This is a genomic window from Streptomyces sp. NBC_01296 (genome assembly GCF_035984415.1).
GTDB lineage: Bacteria > Actinomycetota > Actinomycetes > Streptomycetales > Streptomycetaceae > Streptomyces.
In genome coordinates, this window is record NZ_CP130720.1 from 3,342,993 (window position 1) to 3,360,979 (window position 17,987).

At 72.5% G+C, this 17,987-nt stretch carries 19 protein-coding genes; 5 read left to right on the forward strand and 14 right to left on the reverse strand.

Going from position 1 to position 17,987, the window contains the following annotated elements:
- Positions 1-32: 32 nt before the first annotated feature.
- Entirely contained in the window at positions 33-893 is an 861-nt protein-coding gene (gene folP, locus OG299_RS14845; protein WP_266625787.1) for a dihydropteroate synthase, read from the forward strand.
- Between the two features lie 66 nt (positions 894-959).
- Here the strand turns inward: folP and OG299_RS14850 are convergent, their stop codons facing one another.
- Positions 960-1,718, reverse strand: a complete 759-nt coding sequence (locus OG299_RS14850; protein ID WP_266625789.1) for an LOG family protein — start codon at positions 1,716-1,718, stop codon at positions 960-962.
- 64 nt (positions 1,719-1,782) lie between these two features.
- Entirely contained in the window at positions 1,783-2,862 is a 1,080-nt protein-coding gene (gene dapE, locus OG299_RS14855; RefSeq protein WP_266625791.1) for a succinyl-diaminopimelate desuccinylase, read from the reverse strand.
- An 86-nt stretch (positions 2,863-2,948) separates the two neighbouring features.
- Here dapE and OG299_RS14860 point away from each other — a divergent pair, with 86 nt between their 5' ends.
- Positions 2,949-3,902: a transglycosylase SLT domain-containing protein gene (locus OG299_RS14860; RefSeq protein WP_327361722.1), complete on the forward strand. Its 954-nt coding sequence runs from the start codon at positions 2,949-2,951 to the stop codon at positions 3,900-3,902.
- Between the two features lie 280 nt (positions 3,903-4,182).
- Positions 4,183-4,578, forward strand: coding sequence for an ATP-binding protein (locus OG299_RS14865; RefSeq protein WP_327361723.1), 396 nt, complete (start codon positions 4,183-4,185; stop codon positions 4,576-4,578).
- A 98-nt stretch (positions 4,579-4,676) separates the two neighbouring features.
- Here OG299_RS14865 and dapC read toward each other — a convergent pair whose 3' ends face one another.
- Together dapC and fdxA are read right to left on the reverse strand one after the other, a co-directional pair.
- Entirely contained in the window at positions 4,677-5,771 is a 1,095-nt protein-coding gene (dapC, locus tag OG299_RS14870; RefSeq protein WP_327361724.1) for a succinyldiaminopimelate transaminase, read from the reverse strand.
- Between the two features lie 132 nt (positions 5,772-5,903).
- On the reverse strand, positions 5,904-6,230 hold the full coding sequence (fdxA, locus tag OG299_RS14875) for a ferredoxin (protein WP_030291119.1): 327 nt from the start codon (positions 6,228-6,230) through the stop codon (positions 5,904-5,906).
- 117 nt (positions 6,231-6,347) lie between these two features.
- Between fdxA and OG299_RS14880 the strand changes: the two genes are divergently transcribed.
- Entirely contained in the window at positions 6,348-7,334 is a 987-nt protein-coding gene (locus tag OG299_RS14880; protein WP_327361725.1) for a GNAT family N-acetyltransferase, read from the forward strand.
- Entirely contained in the window at positions 7,331-8,122 is a 792-nt protein-coding gene (locus tag OG299_RS14885; RefSeq protein WP_266625802.1) for a transglutaminase family protein, read from the forward strand. Before OG299_RS14880 ends, OG299_RS14885 begins: the two co-directional genes overlap by 4 nt.
- 40 nt (positions 8,123-8,162) lie before the next feature.
- Here OG299_RS14885 and OG299_RS14890 read toward each other — a convergent pair whose 3' ends face one another.
- The 10 genes from OG299_RS14890 to OG299_RS14935 form a co-directional block, all read right to left on the reverse strand.
- Positions 8,163-8,780: a response regulator transcription factor gene (locus tag OG299_RS14890; protein WP_327361726.1), complete on the reverse strand. Its 618-nt coding sequence runs from the start codon at positions 8,778-8,780 to the stop codon at positions 8,163-8,165.
- On the reverse strand, positions 8,777-9,943 hold the full coding sequence (locus tag OG299_RS14895; RefSeq protein ID WP_405706275.1) for a sensor histidine kinase: 1,167 nt from the start codon (positions 9,941-9,943) through the stop codon (positions 8,777-8,779). The genes OG299_RS14890 and OG299_RS14895 overlap by 4 nt, the downstream gene beginning before the upstream one ends.
- A gap of 62 nt (positions 9,944-10,005) precedes the next feature.
- On the reverse strand, positions 10,006-10,761 hold the full coding sequence (locus OG299_RS14900) for an ABC transporter permease (protein ID WP_327361727.1): 756 nt from the start codon (positions 10,759-10,761) through the stop codon (positions 10,006-10,008).
- Positions 10,762-10,763: 2 nt separating this feature from the next.
- Positions 10,764-11,720 (reverse strand): ABC transporter ATP-binding protein, encoded by a 957-nt coding sequence (locus tag OG299_RS14905; RefSeq protein WP_327361728.1) that lies wholly within the window; start codon positions 11,718-11,720, stop codon positions 10,764-10,766.
- A gap of 168 nt (positions 11,721-11,888) precedes the next feature.
- Complete coding sequence (locus OG299_RS14910) at positions 11,889-13,718, reverse strand: peptidoglycan binding domain-containing protein (protein WP_327361729.1); 1,830 nt, start codon at positions 13,716-13,718, stop codon at positions 11,889-11,891.
- Between the two features lie 359 nt (positions 13,719-14,077).
- The gene (locus tag OG299_RS14915) at positions 14,078-14,461 is read right to left on the reverse strand and encodes a DUF6113 family protein (RefSeq protein WP_327361730.1); all 384 of its coding nucleotides are present in this window, start codon (positions 14,459-14,461) and stop codon (positions 14,078-14,080) included.
- A complete protein-coding gene (mshB, locus tag OG299_RS14920; RefSeq protein ID WP_266625814.1) occupies positions 14,458-15,354 on the reverse strand; it encodes an N-acetyl-1-D-myo-inositol-2-amino-2-deoxy-alpha-D-glucopyranoside deacetylase in 897 nt (298 codons plus the stop codon). The genes OG299_RS14915 and mshB overlap by 4 nt, the downstream gene beginning before the upstream one ends.
- Before the next feature lie 24 nt (positions 15,355-15,378).
- Positions 15,379-15,573 (reverse strand): hypothetical protein, encoded by a 195-nt coding sequence (locus OG299_RS14925; RefSeq protein ID WP_030291103.1) that lies wholly within the window; start codon positions 15,571-15,573, stop codon positions 15,379-15,381.
- Between the two features lie 366 nt (positions 15,574-15,939).
- A complete protein-coding gene (locus OG299_RS14930) occupies positions 15,940-17,010 on the reverse strand; it encodes an ABC transporter ATP-binding protein (protein ID WP_266625816.1) in 1,071 nt (356 codons plus the stop codon).
- Positions 17,003-17,977, reverse strand: coding sequence for an ABC transporter ATP-binding protein (locus tag OG299_RS14935; RefSeq protein WP_327361731.1), 975 nt, complete (start codon positions 17,975-17,977; stop codon positions 17,003-17,005). The genes OG299_RS14930 and OG299_RS14935 overlap by 8 nt, the downstream gene beginning before the upstream one ends.
- Positions 17,978-17,987: the final 10 nt, after the last annotated feature.

The following is a 17,987-nucleotide window of genomic DNA, read 5'->3' on the forward strand; positions in this document are numbered from 1 at the left end:
GCGCGAGGGCCGCCGGAGGAGGAAAGAACGGGATGCTGCGACTGGGCAGGCGCGAGTTCGACACCCACGAGCCGGTGATCATGGCCATCGTGAACCGTACTCCGGACTCCTTCTACGACCAGGGCGCGACGTTCCGCGACGAGCCCGCGCTGGACCGGGTCGAGCAGGCGGTCGCCGAGGGCGCCGCGATCATCGACATCGGCGGGGTCAAGGCGGGCCCGGGCGAGCACGTGGACGCGGCCGAGGAGGCCCGGCGCACGGTCGGCTTCGTGGCGGAGGTACGGCGCCGCCACCCGGACGTGGTGATCAGCGTCGACACCTGGCGGCACGAGGTCGGCGAGGCGGTCTGCGAAGCCGGGGCCGACCTCCTGAACGACGCCTGGGGCGGCGTGGACCCGAAGCTGGCGGAGGTCGCCGCCCGGCACGACGTCGGCCTGGTCTGCACCCACGCGGGCGGGGTCGAGCCGCGCACCCGGCCGCACCGGACGACGTACGACGACGTGGTGGCGGACATCCTGCGCGTCACGGTCGGACTTGCCGAACGCGCCGCCGCACTCGGCGTGCGCCGGGACGCGATCATGATCGACCCGGGCCACGACTTCGGGAAGAACACCCGGCACTCGCTGGAGGCCACCCGCCGCCTGGGCGAGATGACGGACACCGGCTGGCCGGTGCTGGTCTCGCTGTCCAACAAGGACTTCGTCGGCGAGACCCTCGACAAGCCGGTCAAGGAGCGCCTGTTGGGCACCCTGGCCACGACGGCCGTCTCGGCCTGGCTCGGCGCCCAGGTCTACCGCGTCCACGAGGTCGCGGAGACCCGGCAGATCCTGGACATGGTGGCGTCCATCCAGGGCCACCGACCCCCGGCGGTCGCCCGCCGCGGACTGGCCTGAGCCACACGGCCCGACGGCCGGAGACCCCCGGCGGTCACCCGCCGGGGGCTCGTGTAGCGGCAGGGGCTACTTGCCGACTTCCTTGGTGACGAGCGCGATCGCCTCGTCCACGTCGTCCGTGACGTGGAAGAGGTAGAGGTCGCGCTCCGAGGCCTTGCCCTGCGCGATCACCGTGTTCTTGAGCCAGTCGACCAGGCCGGACCAGTACTCCGACCCGAACAGCACGATCGGGAACCGGGTGATCTTCTGGGTCTGGACCAGGGTCAGGGCCTCGAACAGCTCGTCCAGCGTGCCGAGTCCGCCCGGCAGCACCACGAAGCCCTGGCTGTACTTCACGAACATCGTCTTGCGGACGAAGAAGTACCGGAAGTTCAGCCCGAGGTCCACGTGCTGGTTGAGCCCCTGCTCGAAGGGCAGCTCGATGCCCAGGCCCACGGAGACGCCGTTGGCCTCCCGGGCGCCCTTGTTGGCCGCCTCCATCGCTCCCGGGCCGCCGCCCGTGATCACCGCGAAGCCCGCCTCGACGAGCGCGCTGCCGATCTGCACGCCGGCCTCGTACTCCGGCGAGCCGGCGGGCGTACGGGCCGAGCCGAACACGCTGATCGCCGGCGGCAGCTCCGCCAGCGTGCCGAAGCCCTCGATGAACTCCGACTGGATGCGCAGGACCCGCCAGGGATCGGTGTGCACCCACTCGGAAGGCCCGGCCGAATCCAGCAGCCGCTGGTCCGTCGTACTGCCCGCCTGCACCTGGCTCCGCCTGCGCAGCACCGGCCCGAGCTGCTGCTCCTCGGGCCGACGACGAGCGTTGCCTTCGGGGTTGCCCATGATGTGCTCCCTCCTGCTGATCGTTGGATCAGGGTAGGCGCACAAAGGTGACGAGCAGCGGAATTCAGGTGGTCAGCCAGGCGCGGAGTCGTTCTTCGCAGTGGAGGATCGCCTTCGTCTCCACCCGTTCGTCCACCTTGTGGGCCAGCAGGGCGTCGCCCGGGCCGTAGTTCACGGCCGGGACGCCGAGGGCGCTGAAGCGGGACACGTCCGTCCAGCCGAACTTCGGCATGGCGCGGCCGCCGACGGCCTCCATGAACGCCGCCGCGGCGGGGTGGGAGAGGCCCGGGAGGGCGCCGCCCGAGAAGTCGTCGATCACGAACTCGTCGACGCCGCAGTCCGCGAAGACCTCCCGGACGTGGGCGATCGCCTCGTCCATGCTGCGGTCGGGGGCGAAGCGGAAGTTGACCGTCACCGTGCAGGCGTCGGGGATGACGTTGTTGGCGACGCCGCCCTCGATACGGACCGCGTTCAGGCCCTCGTGGTACTCGAGGCCGTCGATGACGGGCTTGCGGGGCTCGTACGCCGCGAGTTTGGCGAGAATCGGGGCTGCCGCGTGGATGGCGTTGGAGCCCATCCAGCTGCGCGCGGAGTGGGCGCGCTCGCCGGTCGTGCGGAGCAGGACGCGCAGGGTGCCCTGGCAGCCGCCCTCGACCTCGGCGTTCGACGGCTCCAGCAGGACCGCGAAGTCGCCGGTCAGCCAGTCGGGGTGGGCCCCGGCGACCTTGCCCAGGCCGTTGAGGTCGGCGGCGACCTCCTCCTGGTCGTAGAAGACGAAGGTGAGGTCGCGGTTGGGCTCGGGCACGGTCGCGGCGATGCGCAGCTGTACGGCGACGCCGGACTTCATGTCGGTGGTTCCGCAACCCCACAGGACGTCGTTCTCGTCCAGGCGGGACGGGACGTTGTCGGCGATCGGCACCGTGTCGAGGTGGCCGGCGAGCACGACGCGCTCGGCCCTGCCGAGGTTCGTGCGGGCCACGACGTTGTTCCCGTACCGGTCGACCGTGAGGTGCGGCAGGGCGCGCAGCGCGTGTTCCACCAGGTCGGCGAGGACCTTTTCGTCGCCGCTCACGGACGGGATGTCGACGAGCCGGGCGGTCAGCTCGGCGGCGTCCAGGGTGAGGTCGAGCTCGGATTCGGACATGGCTCTGACCCTAACGCCCCGGGCTGCGACGAACGTCCCACGTCCGGCCGGTGGACGCGGCACATGGCTCAAGTACGGTGGGCGGCGTGTCCAAGAGCGATCACCCCCGCCCTCGCCGCCGGCCGCTGCTCAAAGTCGCCGGTGCATTCGTGCTGCTCGCGCTGATCGGCTACTTCGCCGTGCAGTACGACTCGACGAACGGCGGTGGCGGCGCCCCGCACTGCACGGCCTCCCTCCGGACGAATCCGACCCTCGTCGACATGACCCCCGAGCAGGCGGGCAACGCGGCGACGATAGCCGCGGTCGGCGTGGCCAAGGGCCTGCCGGACCGGGCCGTGACCATCGCGCTGGCGACCGCGATGCAGGAGTCCGGGCTGCGCAACCTGCCCCACGGCGACCGGGATTCGCTGGGTCTGTTCCAGCAGCGGCCCTCGATGGGCTGGGGCACCGAGCAGCAGATCATGGACCCGGTGTACTCGGCCGGGATCTTCTACGAGCGCCTCGTCGCGGTCAAGGGGTACTCGCGGCTCCCGCTGACGGAGGCCGCGCAGCAGGTGCAGCTCAGCGGCTTCCCCCAGGCGTACGCGAAGCACGAGCCGGACGCGACCGTCCTGACGGCCGCCTTCGCCGGTGACGGCGAGCTGACGTGCGGCGGGCCCGCGCCCACCGCGCCGGGCGACCCGGAGAAGGTGCGGACGGAGCTCACCCGGATCTTCGCCAAGGACAAGCTGCACTCCGCTCCCGCGGAGCCGCGCCGGACTCCGGACGCGGGCCGGGAGGTCAAGGAGGCCGAGGTGACCTTCGTCGAGAAGCAGGACGGGGGCGCGTCCGCGGCGCGCGGCAGCAAGGCGATGGCGGGCTGGGCGGTGGCCAACTCCCGGGGAATGGGCATCGTGCGCGTCTCGTACGGCCGGGACGGCTGGGTGGCGGGCGAGGCCAAGGGCAAGTGGCAGCAGAAGGGCGTCCAGGGCGGGAAGTCGGCCGCCGGCGATCCCTACGGCGCCGAGCGCGACGAGGTACGGATCTTCGTCGCCCGCTGAGCCGGTGCCGTTGCCGGTGCCGGCGGGCAGCCGCGGCCCGCTGACACGCCGATCCGCGGCGCGGTCGCGCGTGCGAGACGTCCCCCGTACGGGGGTGCCCGGCGGGCGGCCCGATCCGCCCCCGGAAGGACGGAAGCCCTGGTCGGCGCGCATTCATGGGCTTTTCGCGGAAGCCGATTAAACGATGCGTTACTGATCCTTTACCCGGTGGCTCCGCAACTCCACCCGCCCCCTGAGCGGTTGTACACGGCGTACTCAGCCGCTACCGCTTAGGAGCATCATGTCCCTCCCCCTGACCCGCCGGATCGCCCGTACCGCGCTGCTGCTCGCAGCCGGGGCAGCTCCCGTGGTCGGTGCGGCCGGCGCGGCCAGCGCCGCGGGCCTGGAGTCCGTGCCGCAGCTGGGCGCCCTCACCAGCCCGGACGCCGCGGACGCCGCGGGCGACGTGGTCGGCACCGGTGAGGCCGCTGCCACCACCGCGACGGACACCGCCGCCAAGGCCGTGCCCGGCGCCCCCGCGGAGATCACCAAGACCGCGGGCGGCCTGCTCGGCGGGCTGCCGGCCAAGGGCCTGCCGACCGGGAACCTGCCGACCGACGCCGTGCCGGCCGGCGACCTCACCAGCGCGGTTCCCACCCAGGGGCTGCCGCTGGGCGGCCTCCCCCTGGGCGGCTGATCCGCCGCGAGCAAGAACGCCGAGGGGCCGGGAGCACGCGCTCCCGGCCCCTCGGCCTGTGTGCGGGGTGCGGCACCGGCACCGGCACCGGCACCGGATCAGGCGAGGCGCTTGACCGCCGCCTCGACGCGCTCGTCCGTGGCCGTGAAGGCGACGCGGACGAACTGCGCGCCCGCCTCGCCGTAGAAGTCGCCCGGTGCGACCAGGATGCCCAGCTCGGCGAGGTGGGCGACCGTCTCCCAGCAGGCCTCGTCCCGGGTCACCCACAGGTACAGGCTGGCCTCGCTGTGCTCGACCCGGAAGCCGTGCGCCTCCAGGGCCGCCCGCAGCGCCGCGCGCCGCGCCGCGTAGCGCACGCGCTGCTCCTCGACGTGCGCGTCGTCGCCGAGCGCGGCGACCGTGGCCGCCTGCACCGGGGCCGGGGTCATCATGCCGCCGTGCTTGCGGATCTCCAGCAGTTCGCCGAGCACGTCGGCGTCACCGGCGAGGAACGCGGCCCGGTAGCCCGCCAGGTTGGAGCGCTTGGAGAGGGAGTGGACGGCGACGATGCCCTCGTACGAGCCGCCGCAGACGTCGTCGTGCAGGACGGAGACGGGCTCGGCCTCCCAGCCGAGCTCCAGGTAGCACTCGTCGCTGAAGAGCAGGATCCCGTGCTCGCGCGCCCAGGCCACGATCCGGATCAGGTCTTCCTTCGGGATGACCTTCCCGGTGGGGTTGGACGGGGAATTGAGCCACAGCAGCTTCACGCCGGCCGGGTCGAGGTCCCTCGGGTCGTCGTAGACGACGGCCTCGGCGCCGCACAGCCGCGCGCCGACCTCGTACGTGGGGTACGCGAGCCGCGGGTACGCGACCTTGTCCCCGGCGCCCAGGCCCAGCTGGGTCGGCAGCCAGGCCACCAGTTCCTTGGAGCCGACGACCGGCAGGACGTTGCGGTGTCCGGCGGCGCTCGCGCCGAGGCGGCCCTGCAGCCAGCCGGTGATCGCGTCGCGCAGCGCGACGGTTCCCCACACCGTGGGGTAGCCCGGGGAGTCGGCGGCGGCGACCAGGGCGTCCTGGATCAGCTGCGGGACCGGGTCCACGGGCGTGCCGACGGACAGGTCGACGATGCCGTCCGGGTGGGCCGCCGCCGTCTTCTTGTACGGCTCCAGCTTGTCCCAGGGGAAGGCGGGAAGACGTGCGGATACTGCGGCCACGGTGTTCTCTGCTCTCTACTGGTGCTGGACGTACTGGACGTGCTGGACGTGCCGGACAAACGACTCGGTCCCGCGCGGCACGGGGGCCGTACGGGACCGAAGCACGCGTTCTGCCGTGTGGGGCAGTGGCCGTCAGTGGCCTTCGCCCATGGGCGGCAGCGCGGCGATGAAGGGGTGATCGCGCTCGATCAGGCCCAGCTTGGAGGCACCACCGGGCGAACCGAGCTCGTCGAAGAACTCGACGTTCGCCTTGTAGTAGTCCTTCCACTCTTCCGGAGTGTCGTCCTCGTAGAAGATGGCCTCGACCGGGCAGACCGGCTCACACGCACCACAGTCGACGCACTCGTCCGGGTGGATGTACAAGGACCGCTGGCCCTCGTAGATGCAGTCGACGGGGCACTCTTCGATGCATGCCTTGTCCTTGACGTCGACACAAGGCTCCGCGATGACGTAGGTCACGCTCTCGTTCCTCCTCGGTAGGGCTTTCCATATCGCGCGGGAGCGCGGCGTCGTCGATGCCCACGCCTAGTATCTCCGTTCCCGGGCACGATCCGAACAGGAGGGGCGGACAGAGCTGTGGAAATCACTGCCGGTGGGCTGCTGGAGATCCGTATTACCCCGGCTGACGTGGGTAAACGTGTCTCTGTACGACGGGTGGAGAGCGGCTCGAGCGGGTCACCGTCGTTCACCGACACGGTAGGTGTTCTCACATCCTGGAACCAGGGTGTGCTGACGATCACACGAAAGAGCGGCGAGTCCGTCCACATCGCGGAATCGATGCTGGTCGCGGGCAAGATCGTACCGCCGGCCCCGGCCCGGCGACGGGGTCCCGCGGCCTCGTTCGCGGAGCTGGCGCGGACCGGGGCGCGGGCCTGGCAGCCGCTGGAGAGCGAGCCGCTGGGCGAATGGACGCTGCGGGCGGCCGGCGGGTTCACCCGGCGGGCCAACTCCGTGCTGCCGCTCGGCGACCCCGGGGTCCCGCTGGACGAAGCACTCGCGCGAGTGACGTCCTGGTACGCGGAACGTGAGCTTCCGGCGTATGTGCAGACGGCGACGGGGGCGGTCGGCACCCAGGAGCTGCTGGGCGCGGAGCTCGAGCGCCGGGGCTGGGTGAACGAGGTGTCGGCGGAGGTCCGGATCGCGGCGCTGGCGCCGATCGCGGACGTGGACACCGCCGCCACCGGCCCGGAGGTACGGCTGACCCGCGCCCCGGACGAGGAGTGGCTCGGGCGGTACGGGCGGGTCAAGGACCCGGAGGTGGCCCGGCGGGTGCTCGTCGCGGGGCCGTCGGTGTGGTTCGCGACGCTGCCCGGACGGGCGATCGGGCGGCTGGTGGTGGACGGCCGGTGGGCCGGCTTCGCGGCGGTCGAGGTCGACCCGGCGCACCGGCGCGCGGGCCTGGGCACGGCGGTGATGGCGGTGCTGGCCCGGCAGGCACTGGAGGAGGGCGCGTCGGCGGCGTGGCTGCAGGTGGAGGCGGACAACGCGGGGGCGCGGGCGCTGTACGACGGCCTGGGCTTCGCGACGCACCACGCCTACCACCACTTCCGGGCGGCGCGATGAGCGCGGAATCCCGGGAGCGGTTCGCGCAGGAGGCCCGCTCGGAGCGGCCCGACCTGGCGCTGCTGTGCCTGCTGCTCGCCGCGGAGGCGGACCCGGAGCTGGACGAACGGGCCATGGACTGGGCGCAGATCGAGCTGGACCGGCTGGCGGGGATGCTGCCGTACGGACTGCGGGGCGGGAAGGCGTGGGCCTCGGCGGTCTCCGAGCTGCTGGGCGGCCGGATGGGCTTCCACGGCACCCCCGCGGACTACGACCGGCTGTCGTCCTCGCTGCTCCACGAGGTGCTGCGGCGGCGCCGGGGCCTGCCGATCCTCCTGTCCGTCGTCTGGCTGGAGGTCGCGCGGCGGGCGGGTGCGCCGGTGTACGGGCTGGGGCTGCCGGGGCACTTCGTGGTGGGGTTCGGGGACCCGGACGAGGGCCTGGTGGTCGACCCGTTCGCCGGGGGCGCCTCGCTGGGCGCCGGTCCGGCGGAGCTGGCCGCGCAGCCGCGTACGCCGGCCCGGACGCTGGACATCGTCCTGCGGATCCTGAACAACATCAGGGCGTGGGCCTCGGCCCGGCCCGAGCACTCGGGGGCCGCGCTGTGGGCGCTGGACCTGTCGCTGCTGTTGCCGTCGCATCCGGCGTCGTTGCGGTACGAGCGGGCCAAGCTCTTGGTGGAACGGGGGGAGTTCGCCTCCGGCGCGGCCGAGATGGAGTCCTACGCCGAGGTGGTCGACGCGATCGATCCGCCGGCCGCGGCCCGGATCCGGAGCGAGGCCCTGTCCGCGAGGGCGCTGCTGAACTGACCCGGCCGGGGGCGGGTGCCGCTGCGCGGGGCCGGTCCGGTTACAGCCAGCCCTTTTCGCGGGCCACGCGCACGGCTTCCGCGCGGTTGCGGGAGGCGAGTTTCTGGATCGCCGTCGAGAGGTAGTTGCGGACCGTGCCCTGCGACAGGTGGAGCCTGGCCGCCAGTTCGGCGTTCGTCGCGCCGTCCTCGGCGGCGCGCAGGACCTCCCGTTCCCGGTCGGTCAGCGGGTTCGCGCCCTCCGCCAGGGCCGCCGCCGCCAGGGTGGGGTCGATGACCCGCTCGCCCGCCAGGACCTTGCGCACCGCCTCCGCCAGCTGCGCGGCCGGAGCGTCCTTGACCAGGAACGCCGAGGCCCCCGCCTCCATCGCGCCGCGCAGGTAGCCGGGGCGGCCGAACGTCGTCAGGACGACGATCTTGAGGGCCGGGACCGCGGTCCGCAGGGCCGCCGCCGCCTCGATGCCCGTCATGCCCGGCATCTCTATGTCGAGCAGGGCGACGTTCACGTCGTGCGCCAGGGCCGCCGCCACCACCTCGTCGCCGCGGGCGACTTGGGCCAGCACCTCGATGTCCGGCTCCAGTCCGAGGAGGGCCGCGAGGGCTTCCCGGACCATGGACTGGTCCTCCGCCAGGAGGATCCGGATAGGACGTTCGCTCATGATCCCGATCCTAGGGGGACACGGGCCAGCAGGCGGAAGCCCTTCTTTCCGGTCTGGCCGGCCGACAGCGTGCCGCCCACCGCCTCGAGGCGTTCCGTCAGGCCCGTCAGGCCGTTGCCCGCGACCGAGGGGCCACCCGCGCCGTCGTCCGCGACCGACAGCTCCACCACCGGCCCGGCCAGGGTCTGGAGGGTCTCCAGCCGGACCGTGCACCGCTGCGCCCCGCTGTGCCGGACCACGTTCGTCACGGCTTCCCGGAGCGACCAGGCCAGCGCCGACTCCACCTCCTCGGGGAGGCCCTCCGCCGGCTCCGCCGGGAGGTCCGCCCGGACGCCCGCCGCGGTCAGCGCGGTCCGTGCGCCGGCCAGTTCGCCCGGCAGGGTCGCCCGCCGGTAGCCGCTCACGGCCTCCCGTACGTCGACCAGCGCCTGCCGGCTGACCTGCTCGATGTCGGCCACCTGCTGGGCCGCCTGCTCGGGACTGCCGGGCAGCATCCGCCCCGCCAGCTCGCTCTTGAGCGTGATCAGGGACAGCGAGTGGCCGAGGAGGTCGTGCAGGTCCCGGGCCATCCTCAGGCGCTCCTCGTTCGCCGCGAGCTGCGCCACCGTGGCCCGCGCCTCGCGCAGTTCCATCGCCGTACGGATCATCGCGCGGATGCCGACCATCGCGAACCCGCCCATCAGGGCCGGGATCAGCAGCCCGGCCAGGTACGCGTCGCCGCCCGGCACCGCGAAGGCCGTCAGCGTGAGCAGGGCGGTGGCGCCCGGCACCGTGAAGCGGGAGATCTCCCCCGGCAGCGCGGCGCCGGAGGCTATCGCCACGTACACGAAGAGGACGAGCCATTCGCGGCCCAGGGACAGCGACAGGATCGTGGCCTGCGCGGAAAGGACCGCCACCGAGAGCAGCACGCGCCGTACCTCGGTCTGCCGGGCCGTACGGAAGACCATGACCAGGTACCAGGCGACGAAGGCCACGAGGCCCAGGCCGCCGAGCAGCCGGGCCCCGAGGCCGTGTCCGCCGCTGACGAGGTCGGTGACGGGGGCGCTGAGGTAGAACAGCCAGACGCTGATCCACAGCGACTTCACGATCATCTGCCGGCGGTTCTCGGGGCGCATGCCCACCCGGGGGCCGCCCTTCGTTCCCAGCAGACCGGTCTCGGTCATCGGCTCCGTCGCGCCGGTTCCACCGGCCGCCCCCGTCGCACCCATCACGCTCGTCACACCCGTCACGCCTTCAGCGAGTCCTTGCGGTACAGCCAGGCGGCGGCACCGGTGAAGAGTACGAAGTACACCGCCAGGATCGCCACGCCCTTCAGGTGCGGTGCGCCCCCGAGCTCGATGGCCTGGCCGAGGCCCGCGTACGCCCGGGTCGGCAGCCACTCGCAGATGTTCTGCAGCCACTGCGGGAAGTTCGCGGTCGGCATCCACAGACCGCCGAGGATCGACAGGCCGAAGTAGAACAGCATCGTGATCGGGCGGACGGTGTCCCCGCTCGCGAGGTAGCCGATCGCCACGCCGAGGGCGGCGAAGACGAGGCTGCCGGCCCAGATGGAACCGGTGAGGGCGAGCCACTGCCAGGCCTCGAACCGGACGCCCTTGACGCCCGCGGCGACCGCGAACACGACGAGGATGGCGGGCAGGGAGAGCACGCCGGCGCTGGCGGTCTTGCCCAGGACGTAGCCGCGGCCGGGCAGGGCGGTCAGCCGCAGCTGGCGGACCCAGCCCTTCTCGCGCTCCTTGGCGATGCGCTCGCTGTTGCCCATCAGGACGGCGGTCAGGGCGCCGAAGGAGGCCATGGCGACCATGTAGAAGGCGGGCATGGTCAGTTCGGTGCCCATGACCTTCGTCGTGCCGTTCAGGGTGCCGCCGAGCATCAGGAACAGCGCGGCCGGGTAGAGGACGGTGAAGAACAGGTACTTCTTGTTGCGCAGGGCTCGGCTGATCTCGAGCTTGATGAGCTTGATCGTTCCGGTGGTCGGCATGGTTACTTGGCCTCCTCGGCCTCGGTGAGGGCGATGAAGGCCTGCTCCAGGCCGAGCCCGGCGACTTCCAGGTTCCGGGGGTAGAGCCCCAGGGCGTAGACGGCGTGGACGGTGGCGTCGGCGTCGCGCGACTGGAGCCTGACCGTGTCGCCGCGGCGCTCGTAGGCCGTCAGCTGGGGCAGGGCGCGCAGCGCCGCCTCGTCCACCGGGGCGTCCGGGGCCAGATCGAAGGCGATGCGGCGGGCGCCGGCCTTGGCCTTGATCTCGGCGGCGGTGCCGTCGGCGAGCAGCCGGCCCTTGTTGAGGACCAGGACCCGGTCGGCGATCGCGTCGGCCTCTTCCAGGTAGTGGGTGGCGAAGAGGACCGTGCGGCCCTGGGCGGCCTGCTCGCGCATCGTGGCCCAGAAGGCCTGCCGGGAGGTGACGTCCATGCCGGTGGTCGGCTCGTCGAGGACGATCAGGTCGTTGTGTCCCGCGGTGGCGAGGGCGAAGCGGACGCGCTGCTCCTGGCCGCCGGAGAGCTTGTTGACCATGCGGTCGGCGATCTCGGTGATCCCGGCGCGGCTGAGCACCTCCTCGACCGGGTAGCGGCGGGGGTGCAGGGCGCAGCCGAGGGCGACGATCTCCCGTACGGTCACGTCCTCCATCAGGCCGCCGCTCTGCAGCATCGCGCCGACCCGGCCGCCCGCGATGGCCTCGCGCGGGGTGGTGCCGAAGAGGCGGACGGTGCCGGAGTCGGCGGGGCGCAGGCCCAGCAGCAGGTCGAGGGTGGAGGACTTGCCTGCGCCGTTGGGGCCGAGCAGGGCGACGGTCTCGCCGGGGTGGAGTTCGAGGGAGAGGCCGTCGACCGCGCGGACCGCGCCGTAGTTCTTGGTCACGTCGTGGAAGGCCACCACGGGGCCGGCGCCGGGTCCGGTGTCCTGTGCGGCGGTGGTGTGCGCCGGGGTTGTCGTCGTCATGACCGAAGATTCCCCCGTACGGGGGTGCGCGCGGCAGTGTCTGCGGTCGTGACCGGTGGATGACAGATGTCATGCGCTCGGCATGACGGCCCCCGCGACCGGGCCGGCGGCGGACACGGCGGAGCCCCCGCCCGAGGGATCGGACGGGGGCTCCCACGAGCCGGTTCGTCAGCTGCCGTTGGTGTTGATCGTGACGGTCCGCTCGGCCGCGGTCTTCCCGCGCAGCGCCTGGCGCAGGGCGCCGACGACGTCCTGCGGGGTGACCGCCGTCTTCTCGCCCGTACCGCGCGTGATCAGGACACCGTCGAAGGTGTTCCCGTACGTCGCCTTGAGCGCTTCCAGGTCGTACTTCTCGGTCAGGTGCCCGTCCACGACCTGCATGCTGAGGATCTTGGGCAGGGACTTGGCCCCGAAGGGGATGGACTTGGCGCCGGCCTTGACCGTGGCGGGGCCGGACATCGCGGGCTCCGCGAACTCCTTCATGGCCCGGTTCAGTTCGGCCTGGTCGACGACGGGGTTCTTGGTGGCGGTGGGGAGTTCGACCGGGGTCGACTTCCCGGTGGCGACCATGTCGCGGAAGGCCTTCTTGACCAACTCGGCGGAGGCGTCGGCGTCCAGGGTGGAGCCGGGCTTGCCGGGGACGGCGACGGCCTTGCCCGTGTCGAAGGTGATGGTGCCCTCGGTGGCGGTTCCGGCGGTTCCGGCCAGCTCCTGGAGGGCGACCTGGAGCTTCTCCTCGTCGATCGGCATCACGGGATCCGCGATGCGCTCGTTGCCGAGGAGCGAGCCGATGACCGTGACGGGGTTGTAGTCGCTGCCCGCCGCGTTGCGGACGGTGGTCTGGGCGTCCAGGCTCAGGCCGGCCTTCTCGGGCTTGAGCTCGACCGGCTTGCCGCCGACGGTGAGCGTGAGCGGGGTCGCGGCGCGGTTGCCGAAGGCCGTCATGAGCTTGCCGACGGCCTCGTCGCGGCTGCCGCCGATGTCGACGCCGAGGACGGTGGTGCCCTTGGGGACGTCGGAGTGGTTGAGGAGCAGCCCGGCGCCGTAGGCCACGCCGAGCAGGGCGATGAGGCCGCTGCCGACGAGGACCAGCTTGGAGCGGCCCTTCTTGATCTTGGTCGGGGTGGCGCTGGCCGGCTTCGGGCGCGCGGGGGCGGCCGGTGCCGGGGCGGGGACCGGGGTCGGGACCGGCGGGAACGGTTCGTCCAGCTCCGGTCCGGGCCAGCGGGGGGCCTCGGCGCCGAGCGGGACGGTGCCGAGCGCGGGGCCGCCGGTGGGGCCCGCGGGGGCGCCGGGGCCCGACGGGCCTGCCGGGCCGCCGTACGCGGGGAACGGCTCGGTGGCGGGGCCGCCGTCGCCGTAGCCGGGGAGGCCCGGGGGCGTGCCGACGCCGGGGCCGCCGGGCCGCCGGGCCGCGAGGGGCGCGTCGGGGCCGGGGCCGCCGGGTCCGTAGCCGGGGCCGGCCGGAGCGGGCGGCGCCGGGGCGAAGCCGTGGGCGGGCGTGTCGAAGCGGGGGCCGGCGGGGGCGCCCGGACGCGGGCCCGCGGGGCCGGGGGCTCCTGGGGCTCCTGGGGCGAAGCCGGACACCGGAGCCCCCGGAGCGCCCCCGGCGGGCGGCGCCGGGGTACGGGTCGGCAGCACCGGGGCGGGGCCGGCCTGCGTGCGGTGGGGCAGCGCGGGCGCGGGGCCCGCCGCGGCCGGGGTACGGGTCGGCAGTGCCGGAGCCGTGGCCGGAGCGGGCGCAGGGGCCGCCTTGCGGGGGGCGAACCAGTTGCTGGTCGGCTCTTCCGGTTCGGCGGCCGGCGCGGGCTCCGCCGCGGCCTGCTCGGCGGCGGGCTCGGCCTCGGGCTCCGGCTCGGCGGCGGCAGCCGCCACCGGCTTGCGTACGACCACCGGCGGGATCGGCCGCGAACCCGGGATGTTGATCCGGATCCGGGTCGTCAGGGTGGTCTCTGTCTTCGGCCCGTCGGTGTCGGGCGTGGACGGGTTCGAGGTCACAGGGTTCTCCTCCGAGACAGTCGCCGCGCCGGGCCCGGACGGCACGGGCATGGACGGGTACTGGCCGGTTCCGTACGGCGGTGTACCCGAGGGGTAAGCGGCTCCACCGCGCCCCTGGGGCCCGGAGGACGAACTGTCGGTTTCACGACTCAAGGCAGGTTCTCCCGGTTGGCTCCGCCGCCCGTCATACCGTGCGCGGGCAGCTCGGCGGCCCGACCACCATACTGGCCGTCGCCCTCGCGCAACTGTCCTAGGGGAATCAGGGGTTCCCCTTCGGCCCCTCCAGGGCCCCTCCGAGCAGCCCGGGAGCCCCGGCCCAACCCCCGTGAACGCGCACCTCGACGGAGTTCAACGGCACGTCACTTGCCGGACTGCACGGCCGAAACCGGTCCCTCGAACGGGCCGCGCAGCGTGGCGCACATCACAGCCAGCACCGTCCCGCCCAAAAGGTAGGCGTACGTGCTGATTCCGGACGAACTGAGCAGGAAGTCCCCCTCGGGGCGCGGGGCGCCGAGCAGCACGTACGCGAGGAACCAGCCGAGCACGCCGGCACCCACCCCGATCCCGGTCCCGACGGCGATCCGGCCGCCGAGGAACAGGCCGAAGAGCGCCAGCAGTGCCAGCAGCAGCCCGCCGGGGAACCACAGGTCCACGACGAGCCAGCCGGCGATGCCGGTCAGCACGCCCGCCGCCAACAGGCCGAGCAGGACGGCGATCCGCGCGGGCGTCAGTGTCCCGGTCATGCCTGCACCCCCGCGAACAGGTCGTGCTCGCGCTCGCCCGCCGGGGCGCCCGGCCGACCCGCGACCAGTTCGTAGTACTCGCGGGTGAACAGCGGCTGCGCGAGGTCGTTGGAGAGGGCGAAGAAGGGCCCCTCCACGGCGATCTGGGTGGCGTGGGCGCGCATCGCGGCCGCCTTCGCCGCCACGAACGCCTCGTCGGCCCCGATCTCGGCGGTGATCCGCTCGTCGGCGACGACACCGGGTACGTCCTCCGGCGAAGCGAGCCCCGGGAACGGCGTCTTGGCCTCCGCCGCCTTCAGCCGGGCGAAGCCCTCCTCGACCACCGAGCGCGGGACGCGGTTCCAGTAGATCTTCCCGATCTCCCACGGATCGCCGAGGTCCCGGCGGTACGTGGCCTCCGCGGCCAGCTCCGCGCCGCGCATGGCGACCCGGTGGGCCTGGATGTGGTCGGGATGCCCGTAGCCGCCCTCGGGGTCGTAGGTGACGAGCACCTGCGGGCGGACCTCGCGGATGACCTCGACCAGATGCGCGGCGGCCTCGTCCACGTCGGTGGACCAGAAGGAGCCGGGCCGGCGGTTCTGCTCGGCGCCCATCATCCCGGAGTCCCGGAAGCGGCCGGGGCCGCCGAGGAACCGGTGGTCGGTGACGCCGAGTTCCGCCATCGCGGCGGCGAGCTCGCCGATGCGGTGGGCCCCCAGGGTGTCGTCGCGGTCGGGCGCCAGGTGGGCGAGCCCGGGCGGGATGACCTCGCCCTCCTCGCCGAGGGTGCAGGTCACGAGCGCGACGTGGGCGCCCTCGGCCGCGTACTTGGCCATGGTGACGCCGTTGTTGATCGACTCGTCGTCCGGGTGCGCGTGCACGAGGAGAAGCCGACGGGCGGGAAGACCGTTCATGGGGCCAAGACTACGAGGACCGGCCTACAACTTGAGTCCACTGATCATGCTGGCCACGTTCGTGGTCAGCTGGCTGAGGGTCGGCGCGATGGTCGAACTCGCCAGATAGAACCCGAGGAGCACACAGACAACGGCGTGTCCCGCCTTCAGGCCCGACCGGCGGACCAGTAGGAAGACGACGATCGCCAGCAGCACCACGGCCGAGATCGAGAGTGCCACGGCGTTTCACCTCCACGTCGAGCGGACATCGGTACGCGTATTCGTACTCAGTGCTCGGCGGAGTCATACCCACCGTGCGCTACGGATCATAACTATCCGTACCAGCGCATCGATCGAATTCCGGCAGCACGAGGGGCGCATGCCGCGCATGCGCAGGGTCACGGGGGAGGCCGGCCGGGGAGGGTGTACGCCTCCCCGACCGGCTGTCGGCACCCGCACGGCCGCACGGGACCCAGGCTGCACGCCTCAGATCTCGGGACAGAAACGGTCAAGTTGCCTGCGTGTAAACCGCGTTGGCGGGAAAGCGGCCCTGACGGAGCGAATCCGCGCGGGGTGGCCGGATTTCGCCCCTCGGGGCTGCGCCGGTCATTCCTTCGCAGGCGGGGCCGGCGCGGCGGGCGGCGGGGGCAGCTCGCCCGGGGCCGGGACGACCTGTCTCTCCGCCGCGAAGTGGCAGGCTGAGGGGTGGGCCGCCGGGCCGGACGGGAAGGCCTCCGGGACGGCCAGCAGCGGGACCTCGTCCGTGCAGCGCTGCTGCGCCTTCCAACAGCGGGTGCGGAACGGGCAGCCCGAGGGCGGGTTGGCCGGGGAGGGCACGTCGCCGGTCAGGATGATCCGCTCGCGGTGGGCGCGCGCCTGCGGGTCCGGGACGGGCACGGCCGACAGGAGGGCCTGGGTGTAGGGGTGGGTCGGATGGTCGTAGATCTGGGTGTCGGTGCCGATCTCCACCACCCGGCCCAGGTACATCACGCCGACCCGGTCGGAGATGTGCCGCACGATCGAGAGGTCGTGCGCGATGAAGACGTAGGACAGGTCGAACTCGTTCTGGAGGCGTTCCAGGAGGTTGATCACCTGGGCCTGGACCGAGACGTCGAGCGCGGAGACCGGCTCGTCCGCCACGATGATCTCCGGCTGCAGGGCGAGGCCGCGGGCGATGCCGATGCGCTGGCGCTGGCCGCCGGAGAACTGGTGCGGGTACCGGTTGATGTACTCCGGGTTGAGGCCGACCACGTCGAGGAGTTCCTGCACCTTGCGCCGCCGGTCGCCCTTCGGAGCCACCTCGGGGTGGATGTCGTACGGCTCCCCGATGATGTCGCCGACCGTCATGCGCGGGTTCAGCGAGGTGTACGGGTCCTGGAACACCATCTGGATGTTGCGGCGGACGGCCCTGAGGGCCTTGCCGGACAGCTTGGTGATGTCCTCGCCCTTGTACGAGATCGCGCCGGCCGTCGGGCGTTCCAGGTTGACCAGCATCTTGGCGACCGTGGACTTGCCGCAGCCGGACTCGCCGACGATGCCGAGGGTTTCGCCCCGGGCGAGGCCGAAGGAGACCCCGTCGACCGCCTTGACGGCGCCGACCTGCTTCTTGAAGAGGACGCCCCGGGTCAGCGGGTAGTGCTTGACGAGGTCCCTGACCTCCAGGATGGGCTCAGCCACCGAGGCACTCCTTCCAGAAGAAGCACGCGCTCGCGCGGTCTTGGCCCACCTGCGCGAGCGGCGGGACGTCGGTGCGGCAGACCGCCTGTGCCATCGGGCAGCGCGGGTTGAAGGCGCAGCCGGGCGGGATGTTCAGCAGGTTGGGCGGCAGGCCCTTGATCGCGTAGAGCTCCTGGCCCTTCTGGTCCAGGCGCGGGATCGAGTCGAGCAGACCGCGGGTGTACGGATGGGCGGGCGCGGCGTAGATCTCGTGGACGGGGGCCGCCTCGACGATCCGGCCCGCGTACATGACGGCGATCTTGTCGGCGACGTCCGCGACCACCCCGAGGTCGTGGGTGATGAGGATGAGCCCCATGTTGAGCTCGCGCTGGAGCTCGGCCAGCAGGTCCATCACCTGGGCTTGGACGGTGACGTCCAGGGCCGTCGTCGGCTCGTCCGCGATGATCAGGGAGGGCTCCAGGGCCAGCGCCATCGCGATCATGATGCGCTGGCGCATGCCGCCCGAGAACTGGTGCGGGTAGTCCCCCACGCGGTCCTTCGCCGCCGGGATCTTCACCCGGTCCATCAGCTCGACGGCCTTGGCCTTGGCCGCCTTGCGGGACATCCCGCGGTGGACCTCGTACATCTCGCCCAGCTGGGTGCCCACGCTGAGCACGGGGTTCAGGGAGGACAGGGCGTCCTGGAAGATCATCGCCATGTCGGCGCCGCGGATCTTCCGCCGCTCCTCCTCCTTCATCTTCAGCAGGTCCTTGCCCTTGAAGAGGATCTCGCCGCCCGCGATCCGGCCCGGCGGCACGTCCAGGATGCCCATCACGGCCTGGGCCGTCACCGACTTGCCCGAGCCGGACTCGCCGAGCACGGCGAGCGTCTCGCCCTCGTCCACCGAGTAGTTGACACCGTTGACGGCCTTGGCGACTCCGTCCCGCGTACGGAACTCCACATGGAGGTCGCGGACTTCGAGCAGCATGTGCCCACTC